Source organism: Bacillus sp. XF8 (assembly GCF_017498755.1).
In the GTDB taxonomy this organism is placed as follows: Bacteria; Bacillota; Bacilli; order Bacillales; family Bacillaceae_G; genus Bacillus_A; species Bacillus_A bingmayongensis.
Genome location: NZ_JAGDQK010000015.1, coordinates 17775 through 34260, shown reverse-complemented (window position 1 = coordinate 34260; position 16486 = coordinate 17775). Strand labels below are relative to the sequence as shown.

The following is a 16486-nucleotide window of genomic DNA, read 5'->3' as shown; positions in this document are numbered from 1 at the left end:
ATTATCCCTCAAAGAAATAGCTTTCTGCTAATTCACGGACAGTCATTTGTTCTGTTTCATCATTTAATTTTGCGATAATGCTTCGCTCAATTGCACGCATAACAGGAATGTATACGCCTAAATCACATGCGTCAATAATACCGCGAATACTCGCTGCTTCTTCACTTACGCGGCCATCACGAGCAAGTGGCATTAGGTCACTTGCAAATGCGACAAATTTTTCGATCGTTGCAACGTCTTTTAATTTTGATTCAGATAATAATAGTTGTTTTAATGTATCACCTTGAATATAAGGAACTTCGATAATAACGAAGCGGTTCTTTAATGCTTCATTTAGTTCACTCGTTCCAACGTAACCTTCGTTAATAGCGGCAATTACACGGTACTCTTCATCACCATATACAACTTGTTGTGTAAATGGGTTTGTGATCATTTTACGGTAATCTAATGCACCGTGAAGAAGAGGGAGCGTTTCAGGTTTTGCCATATTGATTTCATCGATATATAGGAAATGACCATTTTTCATTGCTTTCATAAGAGGACCGTCAACGAAGGAAACTTCAGATGCTCCATCTTTTGTTTTTAAAGTATTGTATCCTAAAATACCTTCCACATCTAAATCAACTGAACAGTTAATACTGTGCATTGGTTTTTGAAACAAGGAAGAAAGCGTTTCTGCAAGGACGGTTTTTCCGCTTCCCGTTGGTCCTTTTAGTAAGATGTTCTTTCCAAGGAGAAGTGCTGTAATCGCATCTTCAATAATGCTATTATCTGATGCTTTATACATTTTTGTTCCGATTAAATGTGTATTTTCACCAGCTGCTTGCTTATTTTTGTCGTGAATCGTTGCTAATTGCTGTTTTAAATCAGCATGTATATGAAATTGTTCTAACATGTATTTCCCACCTAACATTATTTTCGTAAAGTAAACAATACATCTTATGATAACTTGTTTTAATATGGTATGCAAAGAAAAGAAGAGGAAGACAGAGGTGAGAAAAGTACGTTATTATAAAAGAAAAAGTAATCAAATTTGTTTTGATTACTTTTTAGAAATTTACAGTAAAGGTGAAATGAGTCGCATAAGCGATTCGAGTATTCGCTTTCCGATATTTCGTTTTTTGAATGAATCCCATCTAATTTCTATGGAATCTTTAAAATCTTGCTCGAAATCATGCTTTATATCTAACACTGTTTTAGATTCATATAGCATTGCGATGAGCTCATAATTAAGTTCAAAGCTACGAATATCCATATTTGCTGTACCAATTGTAGCAATTTTATCATCAACAAGTACAATTTTGGCGTGCATAAATCCATCTTTATAGTGGTAAATGGATGCCCCTGCTTTTAAGAGTGGGGTAAAGTAGGATTGAGATGCTTGGTCACTAATAATACTGTCACTTTTTCCTGGATACAGAATGCGTACATCAATTCCAGCAGTTGCACTTAAACGTAGTAATGTTAATGTTTCTTGATCTGGAATGAAGTACGGCGTTGCAATCCAAATTGACTTTTTTGCAGATCCCATAACCGCTAACAGAGCGTTACGAATATTTGTATCATCCGAGCTTGGACCGCTTGCGACGATTTGGACGCCGCCTTGTGCTTGAGGGACTCCTTTCCCTGGAAAATATCCTCTGTTCATAAATGGATCCCAAGAGTAAGTATTTAAACCACTAGAGGCATAGAGCCAATCTTCTAGAAAAATAGCCTGTAGTTTATATAATGCTTTTCCTTCTATTTTTAAATGACTATCGCGCCAAATAGGAAACTTTTTCGAATGGCCAAGATATTCATCACCAACGTTAAGTCCACCTGTAAAACCAATGACGCCATCTACAATAACAATCTTACGATGATTACGATAATTTACTGTTTCAAGTAGCCACGGTGAAAGAATGGAATCAAATTCCATAATTTCAATTCCAGCTTCTTTCATAGGTCGTAAGAAGCGATTTCGTAGTGTATTACTTCCAAGTCCATCGTACAGAAAACGTACGATGACACCGGATTTTGCTTTTTTTATTAATGCATCTCGAATTTTCGTACCGATGTCATCTGAACGATAAATATAGTATTGAATATGAATGTGATGCTGTGCGTTTTCGATAGCTTGTATGATTTCAGTAAATGTTTCTTCTCCATTTGTTAATAGCTTTGTTGTTGTTTCATCTGCGACAGGGCCACCGCCGAATTTTTGTACAATCGTTGTTAAATAGGTGGACCGCTCACTTAATGAGGAAGGAAGTGCTACATCTAAACGCTTGCCTTCTAAAATCTGACGGAAGACATTTCGCTGTTCCTCTGCACGATGTAAATGCTTCTCTCGTCTCCAGCGACTTCTTCCAAAAAGTAAGTACAATAGTACACCTATAACTGGAAGGAGGGCTAATACTAAAAGCCACGCCAATGTACTTTGGGGTGAACGATTTTCAATAAAAATAACGAAGGAAATCCCTATAACAGTGATGGGCCATAGTGTACCGAAAATAGTGTATAACGATATGAGGGACCTATTTAAGAGCATGAGAACAATTGCTGTAATTGTAAAAACAAGTAGTAATTGAACAATACGATTTTTCATATGTATGAACTTCACCTATTCTTTCTTATATATCCCTCAACAATAAAATAAAACTTTTTTCAATGAGATTTTTTCATTTCTACTGAGAATCATTCTTGCGTACTCACTGCCCAGTAAGGAAGGACAAAATGTAAGATATATTTACTAAAAGCCTTATTATAATATCCTTATTATAAGACATTTTGTTTTCTTCTGCATAAATATAGATAAAATACCCATGCTCTCCACATTTGTCCTGCATAAGATAGGGATAAATAAGTGATAAAGGAGATGGGAAAATGAACGATATGCGGAATCATGGTGGCCACCATGGACACAATCACCACGGACACCATCACCATGGGCACCATCACGGATACACTCATGGCAGTGGTTGGGGAGGAGGCTCATTTTTCCCAGTTGGAAGTTTTGTAGGTGGGATGTTAGGAGGACTAACAGCTGGAGCATTGTCGAGCGGTGGAGGCTATTATCCAGCACCGTATCCAGTAGCATACCCAGAACCATACCCAGTGACATATCCAACAACGTACCCAGAACCATATCCAATTCAAAATCCATATGGTAGTTATTAATAAGTAACAAAAAGCAGACCTTGAATGTTCCGGTCTGTTTTTTTAGTGGCTAAAGAACTATATATGATTCGGGAAAAAATAACAACGAGATTTTATCTGTAATAGTACAAAATAGGAAGGAATCATTTTAATATGAAATGGAGTTAGAGTCATATATATGCAAAAATATGTGCAGTTGTATAAGGTCCTTTTTGTTTTTACGATATTACTTGGGGGATGCTCTCCTGCTACTAAGAAGCCTTTGCAGCCAGTAAAAACAGATCAGAAATCGAATCAATATAAGCTTCAGCAAGTAAAACAAGAAACGCCAAAACCTTTACCTGAGAAAATTGTACTATCACATGTTCCATTTATCAGGCAGCTTCCTGAATTAAAAAGGGGGTGTGAAGTAACGAGCTTGGCGATGTTACTTCAGTCAGCAAATATTCAAGTAGATAAAATGAAGCTAGCAAAGGAAATACACAAAGTTCCATTTTGGATTGGAAAGAAGCATGGGCATCCAAATGAGGGGTTTGTTGGAAATATTTATACGTACTCTTCTCCTGGATATGGTGCGTATCATAAGCCAATTTACAAATTGGCACAGCAATATTTAGGAGACCGAGCAATTGATTTGACTGGACAAGATATGGAGAGCATCTATACACAGATTCGTTCAGGGATACCTGTGTTAGTAGTTACAAATTCTACTTTTCGATCTCTTTCCGATAATCAGTTTCGTAATTGGGAAACGCCGCAAGGAATGGTTCGTATTACATACTACGAGCATAGTGTTCTCGTGACTGGATATGATAAAGAAAAAGTGTATATTCATAATCCTCTTGGAAAAGAGCCACATATAGCTGTTCCGAAAAATGAATTTCAAGCAGCTTGGGAGCAAATGGGTAAGCAAGCGATTAGCTATAAAAAAGGTGCTTGAGTAATCAAGCTCTTTTTTTAATGATTATATTCTTGAAAATGTTGAATAATAAATTCTTTAAAAGTTTTCGCAGCAGGAGATAGGTAATGATTGCGAGCAGTAGCTAATGCAATCGTTCGTTCACATGGATAATCAGTAATTTCTAGAAAATGTAGGTGGGATTGATCGAACTCTTTTACTTTGGGCAATATTGCTATACCTAAACCAGCAGCTACAAAGCCTAAAATAGTCGCAATTTCTTCCCCCATAAAAGTAATTTTTGGATGAACCTGAAGCGTTTGGCACATTTGATTAAATATATAGCGAAGGCCATACCCATCCTTAAAACAAATAAACTCTTCATTTGCTAATTCTTGAAATGATATATGTTTTCGATGAGCCAATGGGTGAGTTTTTGAGACAGTGAGATACAATGGTTCTATTTTTAACGTTGTCCATTCAACTTGTTCATGTAAGATTGGTGGTGAAGTTAGGCACATGTCTGCCAATCCTTCTTTTACTTTTTCTAAAAGATGAATGTTTGCTCCTTGGTACATTTGAAATGTAACGTTTGGATAGAGTTTCTTATAGTCAGCAATTATCTCAGGTATTGGCCGAGTACCTAATGTATGTAAAAAAGCAATTGAGATTTCTCCGCTATCAGGAGAAATTTTCTCTTGAATTTCTGCTACGCCAGTATGTAATGCGCTTTGTGCTTGCTTGGCTCGTTTTAGAAACATTTCTCCATACCTTGTTAAGTAGACTATTTTGCCCTCTCTTATAAATAATGGGACACCAAGTTCTTCTTCCAATTTTAAGATTGAACGGCTAAGGGCTGGCTGCGAAATTAACTGTTCTTTTGCAGCTTTTGTGAAATGTTTGTGCTTTGCTACAGCGATAAAATTTTCAATTTGATACCATTCCATATATCTATCTCCCTATCATGCGTTTTTGTTATCGATATGATGCAAATTATAAATTAGACACATAGATAAAGGAAGCGTAGCATAAAGAGTATAGTTTTAACAGACAAAGGGGAGATTACAATGAGTTATATCCAAAAAGGAACAAAGACATATACAAATGCTAGCATAGCATTGTTTCTTGGCGGATTTGTTACATTTGCTACGCTGTATGCAACGCAACCACTATTACCGATACTGGCAAAAGAGTTTCATGTTTCCGCAACGGCAGCGAGTATAACATTATCTATTACAACGGGGACGATGGCGATTATGATGCTTGTTGCAGCATCAATGTCAGACATAATTGGTCGGAAACGGATTATGATCTTATCGATGTTCTTTACCTCTATGATTGGAGTACTGACAGCATTTAGTCCTAATTTTATTATGCTTGTTTTATTAAGAGGATTGCTTGGAGTTTGTATAGCTGGCCTACCTTCCATTGCGATGACTTATATTGGGGAAGAATTTGAACCAAGTGGATTAGGAAAAGTTATGGGGCTCTATATTTGTGGTAATGGAATAGGAGGAATGACTGGTCGTATTTTTATTGGAATTGTAACGGATCTATCATCATGGAGAATTGCATTAGGACTGCTTGGTGTTATTACGGTCATTTGCAGTATCCTATTTTGGCGTACATTACCAAATCCTATGAATTCTAAGAAACAAACGGTTAACTTTCAATCTATGTGGAATGCTTATACAATACATTTTAAAAATAAACAATTAGTAGCGACTATTTTACTTGGGTTTACATTAATGGGTAGTTTTGTCACACTGTACAATTATATTGGGTTTTTATTAGAGGAACCTCCTTATTCGTTAAGCCAAACATTAATTGGATTTTTATTTATTGTCTATATTATGGGAACATTTAGTTCTGTATTTATGGGGAAACAAGCAGATCAGCATGGAAGAACTTTTACCCTTACGATTTCCATTACCATTATGATGGTAGGTGCTATGATAACACTTGTTCCCAATCTTATTATAAAAATAATTGGATTATCTATTTTTACATTTGGCTTTTTTGGAAGTCATTCCATTGCCAGTGCATCAATTGAAAAATATGCAGAAACTAATAAGGCTCAAGCTGCTGCATTATATTTATTATTCTACTATTTAGGTTCAAGTTTTGTTGGTTCATTTAGCGGTTACTTTTGGGAACACCTCCATTGGATAGGTGTCATTTCTTTAATTATTATGTTATTAATGGGCGGACTTTCTCTTGTTTTATTAGTCCAAAAAGAGTTTCATGTGGAACAACATAAAAGTAATTAATAGAAAAAAGAAGCTGCGAGCGAACCATTTATTGTATTTGGATGGTGCTGGCAGCTTCTTTTGTATTAGCTTATTTTTTATTTGGTTGTTCTGAAACGGGAGTAGATGAATTCTTCATCAAAATTGGATAGAGGATAAGCCCTAATACAAATAATCCGATTCCTAAGAAAAATGTTTTTAAGTCGGCTGTTCCAGTTTTAATTACCCAAATAGAGTATAGGAGTGCAAGTAAGGTAATGATTCCATCTTTTACTCGAGAGCCTGGTGTTATATCGTATGTTTCTCCTGTTATAACAAGCTTTAATTGGTATAGGGTAGAAACAAGATATGGAATTAAATAAGCTAACGTCGCGACAACAATTGCGAAATTATACGCTTCTGAGACAGTTCCAGATATTGTTGAAAATAAGAAAATTTGAGTCATAACATTAGTAACAAACAACGATTTTGAAGGACTTCCTTTTTGATTGGTCTTTCCAAAGAATTTTGGGAAAAGTCCATTTTTTGCTGCTTGATATGGAACCTCTGAACTAACTACAATCCAACCTACAGTAGATCCAAATAAAGATACAAGTGCAAGCAGTGCCATGATGTAAGCACCTTTATTACCAATTGCTAGGTTTAATGCATCCACCAATGGTTTTTGAGATTCTTTTAAAGCATCTTGCGGAAGAGCACCCATTGTGAGTAGAGTAATTGCCATGTAAATAATAAGTGCAATAATTAATCCGAAAATCGTTGCTTTTTTTACATCACGCTGTGATTTTGCGCGATTAGACAACATAACTGCTGATTCAATTCCTATAAATGCCCAAAGAGTTGCAATGGCAGCAGCATTTATCTGTCCTCCTAATGGAATCGATTTTCCAGCTTCATTCATAAATGTTTGACCATCACCAAAATTAGAAGCGTTAAAAATAAATAATGTAATGACGATGAACATTGTAAATCCGATAATCTTTGCGATCGTTGCAAGTAGGTTCATGTTACCTGCACGATCAATATTTTGAGAAAGAATATATTGAATGCCCCATAGCATGATGCTACATACAGCAAATGTTAATCCTTTTCCAAGTTCTAATGAAAATCCATTTAGTGAAAAAAGAACTTGCTTACTTTGTAAAACTGGGAAGAATGTAGATAGGTATCCTGCAAATGAAATAATAACAGAAGCAGTAGCAGCCCAGTTTGCAGCCCAGTATCCCCATGCCATACTATATCCAGCAACTTTACCTGCTTTTTGAGAAGTAAACATTGCTTGGGCATAACTTTGTGGACCAGCTTTTAACTCCGGTTTACGCACTGCAAGATTCCCGAATACAAGTGCAATCATAAATACACCAAGTCCTGTAATACTCCAGGCAAGTGTAGATCCCATTGGCCCTGATACGTGTGCTAAATTTGCCGGAAGCATAAATACACCGCCACCAACCATATTTCCAACAACAAATGCTGTTAAAATCCATAAACCCCATTTTTTCGTTTCCATAATTGTATAACTCCTTTGTAGTAGTTTTCTTCATGCATCATTTTCTTACTAGCGTTTTTTTAAAATAAAAAAGAGCCATGTAGATAAAAAATACCTACATGGCTCTTTGCCTAACGTAGGTACAACGGGAATAACCCTTGTACCTACGCGTAATTTTTTCCGCTAGGTTTCAAGGGTTTACGTATGATGATGATGTTTTTGTGCAAATGTAACTACAGTTGTATTCGTAAGCATAGTTCTTTGCTCCCTTTCTCCTCTGATTTTGAAGTTAGTATACTACATGTTTTTTAGAATGAAAAGAGAAATATGAAAAAATTTATAAAAATTCGTATTGGTGACTAAATATTTATGTGTATTTTAAAAAGGGTATAAAGCCCTTTCTTTTTAGGTGGGAGAGAGCATCCGACCATGCATAGAAGCGGTCAGATCCTTTTTCAGCCCCATGCTATATAAAAACATAAGGAGACAACAAGTGGAGGTCTGCCTTCGTTTCCATAGCCGTGATTTATATGTTGGAAAATCAAAATGGTTTTATATTCCTCCCTTCTTTAGATGAGAGATTGGCATGATTTTTTGTCATGCTATAATACAAGTAGAAAAAGAAGGTGACAAGGGGTTATTCAAAATGATGAGTAAGTATGAACAGATTTATATGGAGATAAGTGATTCAATTGATAATCGTAAGTTAAAAGAGGGGTGTAAAATTCCATCTGAAACAGAATTGATGAAGCAGTATGAAGCGAGCCGTGGGACGGTAAGAAAAGCTGTAGATTTATTGCAGGAACGTGGATACGTGCAAAAAATTCACGGTAAAGGTGTTTTTGTTTTAAAACGAAAAAACATTGAATTTAATTTTGGAGGTATTGTGAGTTTTCAAGAGGAAAACGAACGATTAGGGCGCCACTGTATAACAAATGTCGTAGAGATGGAGCAATTGTCAGCAACGAAAGAAATAGCTAAATTATTAAATGTAAAGACGAAAACGAAGATAGATCATATTAAACGTGTTCGAAATATTGATGGGGAAAATGTAATTTTAGATGTAAACTATTTTGTATCTGAATATATTCCTGGATTAACAAAAGAAATTGCTGAGAAATCGATTTATAAATACATTGAGAAAGAATTAGGATTACATATTAGTTATTCACAGCGTGTTATCGAGGTACAACCAGGTACAGATTATGATCGTAAGTATTTAGATTTGAATGGAACAGATTATGTTGTTGTTGTAAAAAACTTTACGCATCTTTATGATGGTAGTCAATTTGAATATACAGAATCACGTCACCGTTTGGATATTTTTCATTTTTCTGATGTGGCGCGGAGAAAATAAAGAGATGAAACAGTGCCATGTTTCATCTCTTTTTGTGTATTTTGATAAAAAAATTCACCAACTCGTATATACGAGTATTGACTAACTTATACATACGAGTTAATATGTAATTGTAAACGGTATCAAAAAAAGAAAAGAGGGACGGGATATGGGGAAAGACTATCGTAAAACAGCAGAAGAAGTGCTGCAATATATTGGTGGTAAAGATAATATTGAACAAGCAGCGCACTGTGTAACAAGACTTCGCATCGCTCTAAAGGATGAAAGTAAAATAGATAGCGATAAACTGCAAGCGGTTTCCTTAGTAAAAGGAGCGTTTCATAACGCTGGCGTATTTCAAATTGTTATTGGTCCAGGAGATGTGGATCGTGTATATACAGAATTGATAACGCTCGCAGGTATGAAAGAATCGACAGTAGCGGATGTAAAGGACTCAGGGAATCAGAGATTAAATCCAATGCAAAAGTTTGTCAAAATATTTTCTGATGTATTTATGCCGATTTTACCAGCAATTGTTACAGCTGGTTTATTGATGGGAATTAATAATTTATTAGGAGCAAAGGACTTATTTTTTGAAGGGAAAAATCTATTAGAAGTATATCCAAACTTAGGCGGACTTTGGGATTTAATTAATATGATGGCCAATACAGCATTCGTATTCTTACCAGCACTTGTTGGTTGGTCAGCAACGAAGCGTTTTGGTGGCAGTCCGATACTTGGTATTGTGATGGGGTTAATGCTTGTACATCCTGATTTATTAAATGCATGGAATTACGGGAAAGCAGCAGCAGGTCTAGATGGACAAAAGATTGAATACTTTGATATTTTAGGGCTGTTCCAAATTGAAAAAGTAGGATATCAAGGACAGATTTTACCGATTTTAGTAGCAGCATTTGTATTAAGTAAAGTGGAAATTTTCCTTAAGCAACGTGTACCAAATGCGATTCAATTATTAGTTGTTCCGATTACCACAATTGTTGTAACTGGTGTATTAGCGTTAGGAGTTATTGGTCCAGTTACACGTCATATTGGTGATTTATTAACAGCTGGTCTAGTTGGTGTATACGAAACAGTTCCTGCACTTGGAGCATTATTATTTGGCGCGTTATATGCACCACTCGTAATTACAGGTATGCATCATATGTTTATTGCGATTGATTTACAGTTAATCGCGCAAAATGGCGGTACATTCATTTGGCCGATGATTGCACTTTCTAATCTCGCACAAGGTAGCGCAGCACTAGCAATGTTTTGGATTTCAAAAAATCAAAATGATAAAAGTATGGCGTCAACATCAGCGATTTCAGCATACTTCGGTATTACCGAGCCAGCGATGTTCGGTGTGAATTTAAGAAATAAATTTCCGTTTTATGCAGCTATTACGGGATCGGCATTTGCAGCAGTATTTATTACGTTAAACGGTGTATTAGCTCCGGCAATTGGAATTGGCGGGTTACCAGCATTTATTTCTATCATTCCAAAATCGATTCCAATGTTTGTGGTTGGGATGATAATCGCAGTAGTAGTACCGTTTGTGTTAACGTGGTTATTTGCAAGACGAGTAAAACAGAAGTAGGAGGCATTTTAGCATGAAAGATTGGCATAAAAGTGTTGTCTATCAAATTTATCCGAAAAGCTTTAATAGCTATTATAATAAAGAGACAGGCGATATAAAAGGTGTAACAGAGAAATTAGACTATTTACAAGAACTTGGTGTTGATTATATTTGGCTTACGCCAATCTATCGTTCACCGCAAAATGATAATGGGTATGATGTCAGCGATTATTATTCTATAGATCCGTCTTATGGAACGATGGAGGAATTTGAAGAATTACTAGCAGAAGCAAAGAAACGTGAAATTGATATTATGCTTGATATTGTTGTGAACCATAGTTCGACGGAGCATAAGTGGTTTCAGGAAGCGCGCCATGATAAAAACAGCCCGTATCGTGATTTTTATATTTGGCGTGATGAAAAGAATAATTGGCAGTCTAAGTTTGGTGGCTCCGCTTGGGAATATGATGAGAAAACGGGGCAATATTATTTGCATCTATTTGATAAAACCCAAGCTGATTTAAATTGGGAAAATGAAAAACTTCGAGAAGAAGTATACAAAATGATGCGCTTTTGGCTTGAAAAAGGGGTTAAAGGATTTAGGCTTGATGTAATTAACTTAATTTCTAAAGATCAAAGATTTTTAAATGATGAAGGAATTGCAGCGACAAGCGATGGGCGTAAATACTATACAGATGGACCGCGTGTTCATGAATATTTACAAGAGATGAACAGTGAAGTATTTGAAGGAAAAGATGTAATCACGGTTGGAGAAATGTCATCTACAACAATTGATAATTGTATTAAGTATTCGAATCCAGAGCGTAAGGAATTAAGTATGACATTTAGCTTTCATCATTTAAAAGTAGATTATCCAAATGGTGACAAGTGGACAAAAGCCGATTTTGATTTTGTGAAACTAAAAGAAATCATGTCGAAGTGGCAAATTGAGATGCAAGAAGGCGGGGGATGGAATGCTCTGTTCTGGTGTAACCATGATCAACCGCGCATTGTATCTCGCTTTGGTGATGATAAGCGGTATCGAAATGAATCTGCAAAAACGCTAGCAACGGCGATGCATATGTTGCAAGGAACACCTTATATTTATCAAGGTGAAGAAATTGGCATGACGAATCCAGAATTCGGTAATATTGATTTGTATCGTGATGTAGAATCTTTAAATATTTATAAAATAAAACAAGAAGAAGGAATGTCAAACGAAGAAATAATTGGTATTTTGCAGCAAAAATCTCGTGATAATTCGCGCACTCCTATGCAGTGGGATGGAGAAGCGAATGCTGGCTTTACAACAAGTACACCTTGGATTTCAGTTGCAGAGAATTATAAAGAGGTTAATGTAGAAAAAGCGCTAAAAGATAAAGAGTCTGTTTTTTACCACTATAAAAAATTAATTGACCTTAGAAAAAAATATGATGTAATTACAGATGGTAAATATGAAATCATAGATATGAATCACCAAAAGATTTGGGTGTATACACGAACGTTAAATAATGAAGTACTACTTGTTGTGAATAATTTTTATGAGAAAGCAATAACTTATTCTGTACCAGAAGAAGTTAAAATAAATGGAATGAAGCAAGAAATATTACTCTCAAACTATCATGATTCAGGTGAAGATATTAGAAACCTTACACTTAGACCGTATGAATCCATTGTGTATCGATTTACTAAATAATTGGAGAGGTTGTATGTTATGAGCATACAACCTTTTATTAATTTAAAACGCCGCCATATAACATTTTGACTTCTACTTCAGGAGTAAACTTTACCTTTTGATAATCTTTTTTCCAGTTCTTTTTCTTCCATAAATCTGGATGATAGGCGATAAGATGTCGTCCAACACCAAAGGCATCACAATGAGCTTTTTGGAAAGTTTTAATAATCTTTTTTGATTCTTTTGTAAGCTGTTCGGATAATTGTTTATTTAATTTTTTACGCTCTTTTGCTTTATGCAAATGATCTCTCGGATATTCGACGACAATGACTCGTAATTGAAGTTTAATATTTACATGAATATTTCCCTTTTTGTCTGTTGTCACTTTTATTTTTCTTTTTACCTTTTGCTTATTTACTTCAATGGTGACATAATTAGCTGGTTTGGATGAATCTTTTCCTGACAGTTTCTGTGTTATGCGAGCATTTTTCCCCATTTCTTCAGATAGCAATACGAAAAGTACCGATTGATTAAGAGGAAGGTGTCCTGTTAATTTATCATTGTGAAATAATGCTAGGCCATTTGCAATGATTTCTTTCCCTTTTACTTTTATAGAAGGAAGAGTAAAATCTTCTCCAGGGTCTGCTATTTTGCGAAATACTCCTTCTAATGTTTCGTTTGGAAAAACACTCATGTCTTCTAAACTTCGTACTTTTTTCTTTAAAAATTCACCTATTAATAAATTTCCTGCTTTTTTCTTCTCAAGAACTTTAGAGGCTTTACCATCTACTGAAATGAGTTTTACAGGTGCAGTTGGATTACCGGGATCACGGAGACCGACATCTAGTAGTGGGAATATTCCCTTTTTTTCAAGAGCTTTTCCTGTTAACTGTACGTTATATTTAAAATAACGAGTATTACCTGTTACATTTTTTCTTAATGAATCACTCGTATCTCGTGCAGTATGACCGGTCGCTGAGTGAATTTCATTTAAAACAGAGGATTGTTCTCCACCTGAGCTTTTGATAAGTTCGACGGTTTGCATTAACCGATTTTCAGATATTGCGTCATATGCAATACTATATGCTAGGTGCGCGTCTCTTAATGGTTCTTGATCCCAACATCCGGAAAGAAATAGTACAGTACATATCATGATACATAAATTTATTATTCTTTGTAGCATGTTTCTTCTCCTTGTTTATTTCGCAGTAGGGCGTAAAGTAAAAATAAGAAAGGAAGAATGTCAATGAAAATATAGGTGGTGTGATCTGAGAATTTGGCAATCTTTTCTAGTTCTTCAGGAGTATTCAAAAAACAGGCGATGCCAAAAGTAATAAGACCTATAATGGGAACAGCTTTTTGATGCTTCTCTAGTTTGAAAATATATCCTATTCCAGTTGATGATGCACAGAAATAGCTGGCAATAGATGCTACAACAGTGGTCATCCATATAGGAATGAAAATGAGATCCGCACGATCTATAATACCGAGATGAAGAGATCTTAATAAATAGACGACTGGTTGAGGGATTAACTCAATTTGCCTTGGGCTAAAGGCAATAAAGCAAATCCATACTATAAACGTATAGAATATCGTTACAAATCCATTGGCAACTGAAATAGCTTTTAACCTTGCTGTAGGGCTTCCGTGTGCAAACGGATAGGCGATGAGCATAATTTCAAACCCATACATCGCAGTTATCGTTTCTTTCGATGCTCGAATAATGTTCCACCAACCTGCTTCTGTAATTGGGAAAATATATGAAAATTCAGCATTGATAAGACCGAGCCCAATTAAAAAAGCCATTGGAACAATAAGGATAGATATCATAACGTAAAATCGTACAATGACTTTGAACGTGTTATAAGCTACAAATGAACAAGCGACCGTAAATAATATGAGAACAATAGACCAAGGAGTTGCTTGTAAAATCTATATTTTAATGACGCTGCAAGCATTTAACGTAATTGTCATACCAATAAGCATAAAGTAGAAAATATAAGAAACACCAAGTATTTTTCCAAATACGTTTCCGAACATCTTTGAAACAATTTCATAGAGTGTAGCTCCCGGAAATCGTTTCATTAATAACCACATGAGCAAAATAATGATTTGAATGACAAGTCCTGCTATTAGTGTGGAAATCCATCCACCACCTTTTGAAATAGAGTGAAGGCGATTGGGAAGAGAGAGGATACCTACACCAATTTGACATTGAATAATAAAAACGGTAAGTTGCCCAAGTGTAATTTTACTTTGATTGCTGATCATCCCTATCATCCTCTCTATTGATTGGCTGCCTTAACATTTTTTTAGGTTTTGGATCATGAGGGCGGTTCCTAAAAGACCAAATCGGGAGCCTTACAAACGCATCTTTCATATCTTTTATTCGCATTGGAGCGATTGGAGAAAGATATGGTGTATGAAACGAATGAAGTTGACATAAATGAACAAATGTAATAATTAGCCCAAATGAAATACCAACATAGCCGAATAGGGCAGCTAAAATCATTAATGGAAATCGAAGTATACGAACAGCAGAACTCATATCATTTGATGGAACGAGAAATGATGAAATCGCTGTTAAAGCAACTACAATCGTCATCGTATAAGAAACAAGCCCCGCTTTTACAATGGCATCGCCAATTACTAAACCGCCTACAATACCGATCGTTTGGCCAACACGGCTTGGTAAACGAATCCCAGCTTCCCGTAATAGTTCAAAGATTAACTCCAGTAATAAAGCTTCAATGATAGGAGGAAACGGTACAAGCTCTAATGAAGATTTAATCGTATAAACTAATTCGAGCGGTAAAACGTCAGGATGAAAAGCAACGGTTGCGATATAAAAAGCAGGTAAGAGAAAAGCGATTAAAAAACTTACAATGCGAAGCAGTCGAATGAAAGAGCCAACAATCCAGCGATTGTTATAATCGTCTGGTGATTGATAGAAAGCAAATAATGTTACAGGAACAATAAGAGCTGTTGGATCTCCATCTGCTAAAATAGCAACTCTACCTTCCATAAGATTCGCTACTGTCCGATCTGGACGCTCTGTGTTTAGCTGTTGTGGAAATGGTGAAAAAGATGTATCTTCAATAAATTCCTGTATATATCCTGGTGGCATTAATGAATCAGTTTTAATAGTTTGTAATCTTCTTTTTACCTCTGTTACAAGTTCATCGTTCGCTAAATCTTGCATATAGACGATAGCAACTTTCGTGTTCATTTCTTCTCCAAGAGTAAAATATTTCACCACTAAATTTGGATTTTTAATGAGCTTGCGAATGGAAGTTAAATTAGTAGCTAAATCTTCTACAAAACCAGTATGTGGTCCGCGGACAATTCCTTCGTTATCAGGTTCTTTTATATCTCTTTTTAGAGATAATGCTGTTTCGAAAATGCAAAAACTCTGTGCCTTTTCGTGAAAATACAAGGATTTTCCTTGTAATAAAAGTTGTATTCCATACAGTAAGTTTGTTTCGCTTTTCATGTTTAATGTAGAAAAGGCTTCATTAAGTGATAATTCAGTTCGTGTTAATAAAGGTTCGAGGGCAAATTGATGAATTAAATTAGGATCTGCTAAAGATTCAATATATAATAGAGTGCCTTTTTTATTTTGAAAAGGAAGTTCAAGTTTTTTTAAATCATCGGAATGAAATAGTTTGTTTTTAAGGTAGTTGATATTTTCTGCAAGGGATGGAAACATATGCTTTTCTTTATTTCCAGATTGCTTAGCGTTTTGTTTTACTTGTGTCATAATTTCCACCTCTTATAGAATAAAATCATGTTGTTAATTTTTGCTTATTATGAAAAATTTATGCTTATATTTGTTGGTGGGAATCTGTAGAATCGCAAACAATTGGAAATACAATGTGTATAGATAGTATTTGTCTATTGGTATTAAGGGTTTTATGGGGATGATGTATAACATCAACAGTTTCTTGCTTTGAATTTAGATATAAATTTACAAGCAAATTATATCTATACTAGATTAACGATGTTAATATATATCTTTTGTACTATAAAGATTACGTCCAATGGTATGTACAATTACATCATTTGATGAATAGGAAATAGATGAAAAGCAATTTATACTAATATTGTGTCTTGCCTTTTTAGGTA

At 35.3% G+C, this 16486-nt stretch carries 12 protein-coding genes and 1 pseudogene; 6 read left to right on the top strand and 7 right to left on the bottom strand.

Going from position 1 to position 16486, the window contains the following annotated elements; genetic code table 11:
* Position 1: 1 nt before the first annotated feature.
* Positions 2-895 (bottom strand): ATP-binding protein, encoded by an 894-nt coding sequence (locus tag J4P91_RS09525; protein ID WP_017149939.1) that lies wholly within the window; start codon positions 893-895, stop codon positions 2-4.
* Between the two features lie 162 nt (positions 896-1057).
* The gene (locus J4P91_RS09520; protein ID WP_207993855.1) at positions 1058-2587 is read right to left on the bottom strand and encodes a cardiolipin synthase; all 1530 of its coding nucleotides are present in this window, start codon (positions 2585-2587) and stop codon (positions 1058-1060) included.
* Between the two features lie 278 nt (positions 2588-2865).
* Here J4P91_RS09520 and J4P91_RS09515 point away from each other — a divergent pair, with 278 nt between their 5' ends.
* Positions 2866-3159 (top strand): hypothetical protein, encoded by a 294-nt coding sequence (locus J4P91_RS09515; protein ID WP_207993852.1) that lies wholly within the window; start codon positions 2866-2868, stop codon positions 3157-3159.
* A gap of 157 nt (positions 3160-3316) precedes the next feature.
* The gene (locus tag J4P91_RS09510) at positions 3317-4078 is read left to right on the top strand and encodes a C39 family peptidase (RefSeq protein WP_207993850.1); all 762 of its coding nucleotides are present in this window, start codon (positions 3317-3319) and stop codon (positions 4076-4078) included.
* A 17-nt stretch (positions 4079-4095) separates the two neighbouring features.
* Here J4P91_RS09510 and J4P91_RS09505 read toward each other — a convergent pair whose 3' ends face one another.
* On the bottom strand, positions 4096-4983 hold the full coding sequence (locus J4P91_RS09505; RefSeq protein ID WP_207993847.1) for a LysR family transcriptional regulator: 888 nt from the start codon (positions 4981-4983) through the stop codon (positions 4096-4098).
* Between the two features lie 120 nt (positions 4984-5103).
* On the opposite strand from J4P91_RS09505, the gene J4P91_RS09500 reads away from it, so the two are divergent.
* Positions 5104-6306: an MFS transporter gene (locus J4P91_RS09500; RefSeq protein ID WP_207993846.1), complete on the top strand. Its 1203-nt coding sequence runs from the start codon at positions 5104-5106 to the stop codon at positions 6304-6306.
* Between the two features lie 70 nt (positions 6307-6376).
* Here the strand turns inward: J4P91_RS09500 and J4P91_RS09495 are convergent, their stop codons facing one another.
* Positions 6377-7795, bottom strand: a complete 1419-nt coding sequence (locus J4P91_RS09495) for an amino acid permease (protein ID WP_207993844.1) — start codon at positions 7793-7795, stop codon at positions 6377-6379.
* 625 nt (positions 7796-8420) lie between these two features.
* Here J4P91_RS09495 and treR point away from each other — a divergent pair.
* From treR to treC, 3 genes are all read left to right on the top strand, one after another.
* Positions 8421-9131: a trehalose operon repressor gene (treR, locus tag J4P91_RS09490; RefSeq protein WP_207993842.1), complete on the top strand. Its 711-nt coding sequence runs from the start codon at positions 8421-8423 to the stop codon at positions 9129-9131.
* A gap of 148 nt (positions 9132-9279) precedes the next feature.
* Positions 9280-10707, top strand: coding sequence for a PTS system trehalose-specific EIIBC component (gene treP / locus J4P91_RS09485; RefSeq protein WP_207993840.1), 1428 nt, complete (start codon positions 9280-9282; stop codon positions 10705-10707).
* 13 nt (positions 10708-10720) lie between these two features.
* On the top strand, positions 10721-12382 hold the full coding sequence (gene treC, locus J4P91_RS09480; RefSeq protein ID WP_207993837.1) for an alpha,alpha-phosphotrehalase: 1662 nt from the start codon (positions 10721-10723) through the stop codon (positions 12380-12382).
* A 37-nt stretch (positions 12383-12419) separates the two neighbouring features.
* Here the strand turns inward: treC and J4P91_RS09475 are convergent, their stop codons facing one another.
* From J4P91_RS09475 to gerKA, 3 genes and pseudogenes are all read right to left on the bottom strand, one after another.
* Positions 12420-13544, bottom strand: a complete 1125-nt coding sequence (locus J4P91_RS09475; protein ID WP_207993836.1) for a Ger(x)C family spore germination protein — start codon at positions 13542-13544, stop codon at positions 12420-12422.
* Positions 13529-14632: pseudogene (locus J4P91_RS09470) on the bottom strand (GerAB/ArcD/ProY family transporter). The gene J4P91_RS09475 and the pseudogene J4P91_RS09470 overlap by 16 nt, the downstream one beginning before the upstream one ends.
* Positions 14613-16121: a spore germination protein GerKA gene (gene gerKA / locus J4P91_RS09465; protein ID WP_207993835.1), complete on the bottom strand. Its 1509-nt coding sequence runs from the start codon at positions 16119-16121 to the stop codon at positions 14613-14615. Before gerKA ends, J4P91_RS09470 begins: the two are co-directional and overlap by 20 nt.
* Positions 16122-16486 lie beyond the last annotated feature (365 nt).

What these genes read in the sequence shown, in the direction of transcription:
- J4P91_RS09525 (WP_017149939.1), bottom strand. Translation starts at nt 895, where the DNA reads ATGTTAGAACAATTTCATATACATGCTGATTTAAAACAGCAATTAGCA.
- J4P91_RS09520 (WP_207993855.1), bottom strand. Translation starts at nt 2,587, where the DNA reads ATGAAAAATCGTATTGTTCAATTACTACTTGTTTTTACAATTACAGCA.
- J4P91_RS09515 (WP_207993852.1), top strand. Translation starts at nt 2,866, where the DNA reads ATGAACGATATGCGGAATCATGGTGGCCACCATGGACACAATCACCAC.
- J4P91_RS09510 (WP_207993850.1), top strand. Translation starts at nt 3,317, where the DNA reads ATGCAAAAATATGTGCAGTTGTATAAGGTCCTTTTTGTTTTTACGATA.
- J4P91_RS09505 (WP_207993847.1), bottom strand. Translation starts at nt 4,983, where the DNA reads ATGGAATGGTATCAAATTGAAAATTTTATCGCTGTAGCAAAGCACAAA.
- J4P91_RS09500 (WP_207993846.1), top strand. Translation starts at nt 5,104, where the DNA reads ATGAGTTATATCCAAAAAGGAACAAAGACATATACAAATGCTAGCATA.
- J4P91_RS09495 (WP_207993844.1), bottom strand. Translation starts at nt 7,795, where the DNA reads ATGGAAACGAAAAAATGGGGTTTATGGATTTTAACAGCATTTGTTGTT.
- treR (WP_207993842.1), top strand. Translation starts at nt 8,421, where the DNA reads ATGATGAGTAAGTATGAACAGATTTATATGGAGATAAGTGATTCAATT.
- treP (WP_207993840.1), top strand. Translation starts at nt 9,280, where the DNA reads ATGGGGAAAGACTATCGTAAAACAGCAGAAGAAGTGCTGCAATATATT.
- treC (WP_207993837.1), top strand. Translation starts at nt 10,721, where the DNA reads ATGAAAGATTGGCATAAAAGTGTTGTCTATCAAATTTATCCGAAAAGC.
- J4P91_RS09475 (WP_207993836.1), bottom strand. Translation starts at nt 13,544, where the DNA reads ATGCTACAAAGAATAATAAATTTATGTATCATGATATGTACTGTACTA.
- gerKA (WP_207993835.1), bottom strand. Translation starts at nt 16,121, where the DNA reads ATGACACAAGTAAAACAAAACGCTAAGCAATCTGGAAATAAAGAAAAG.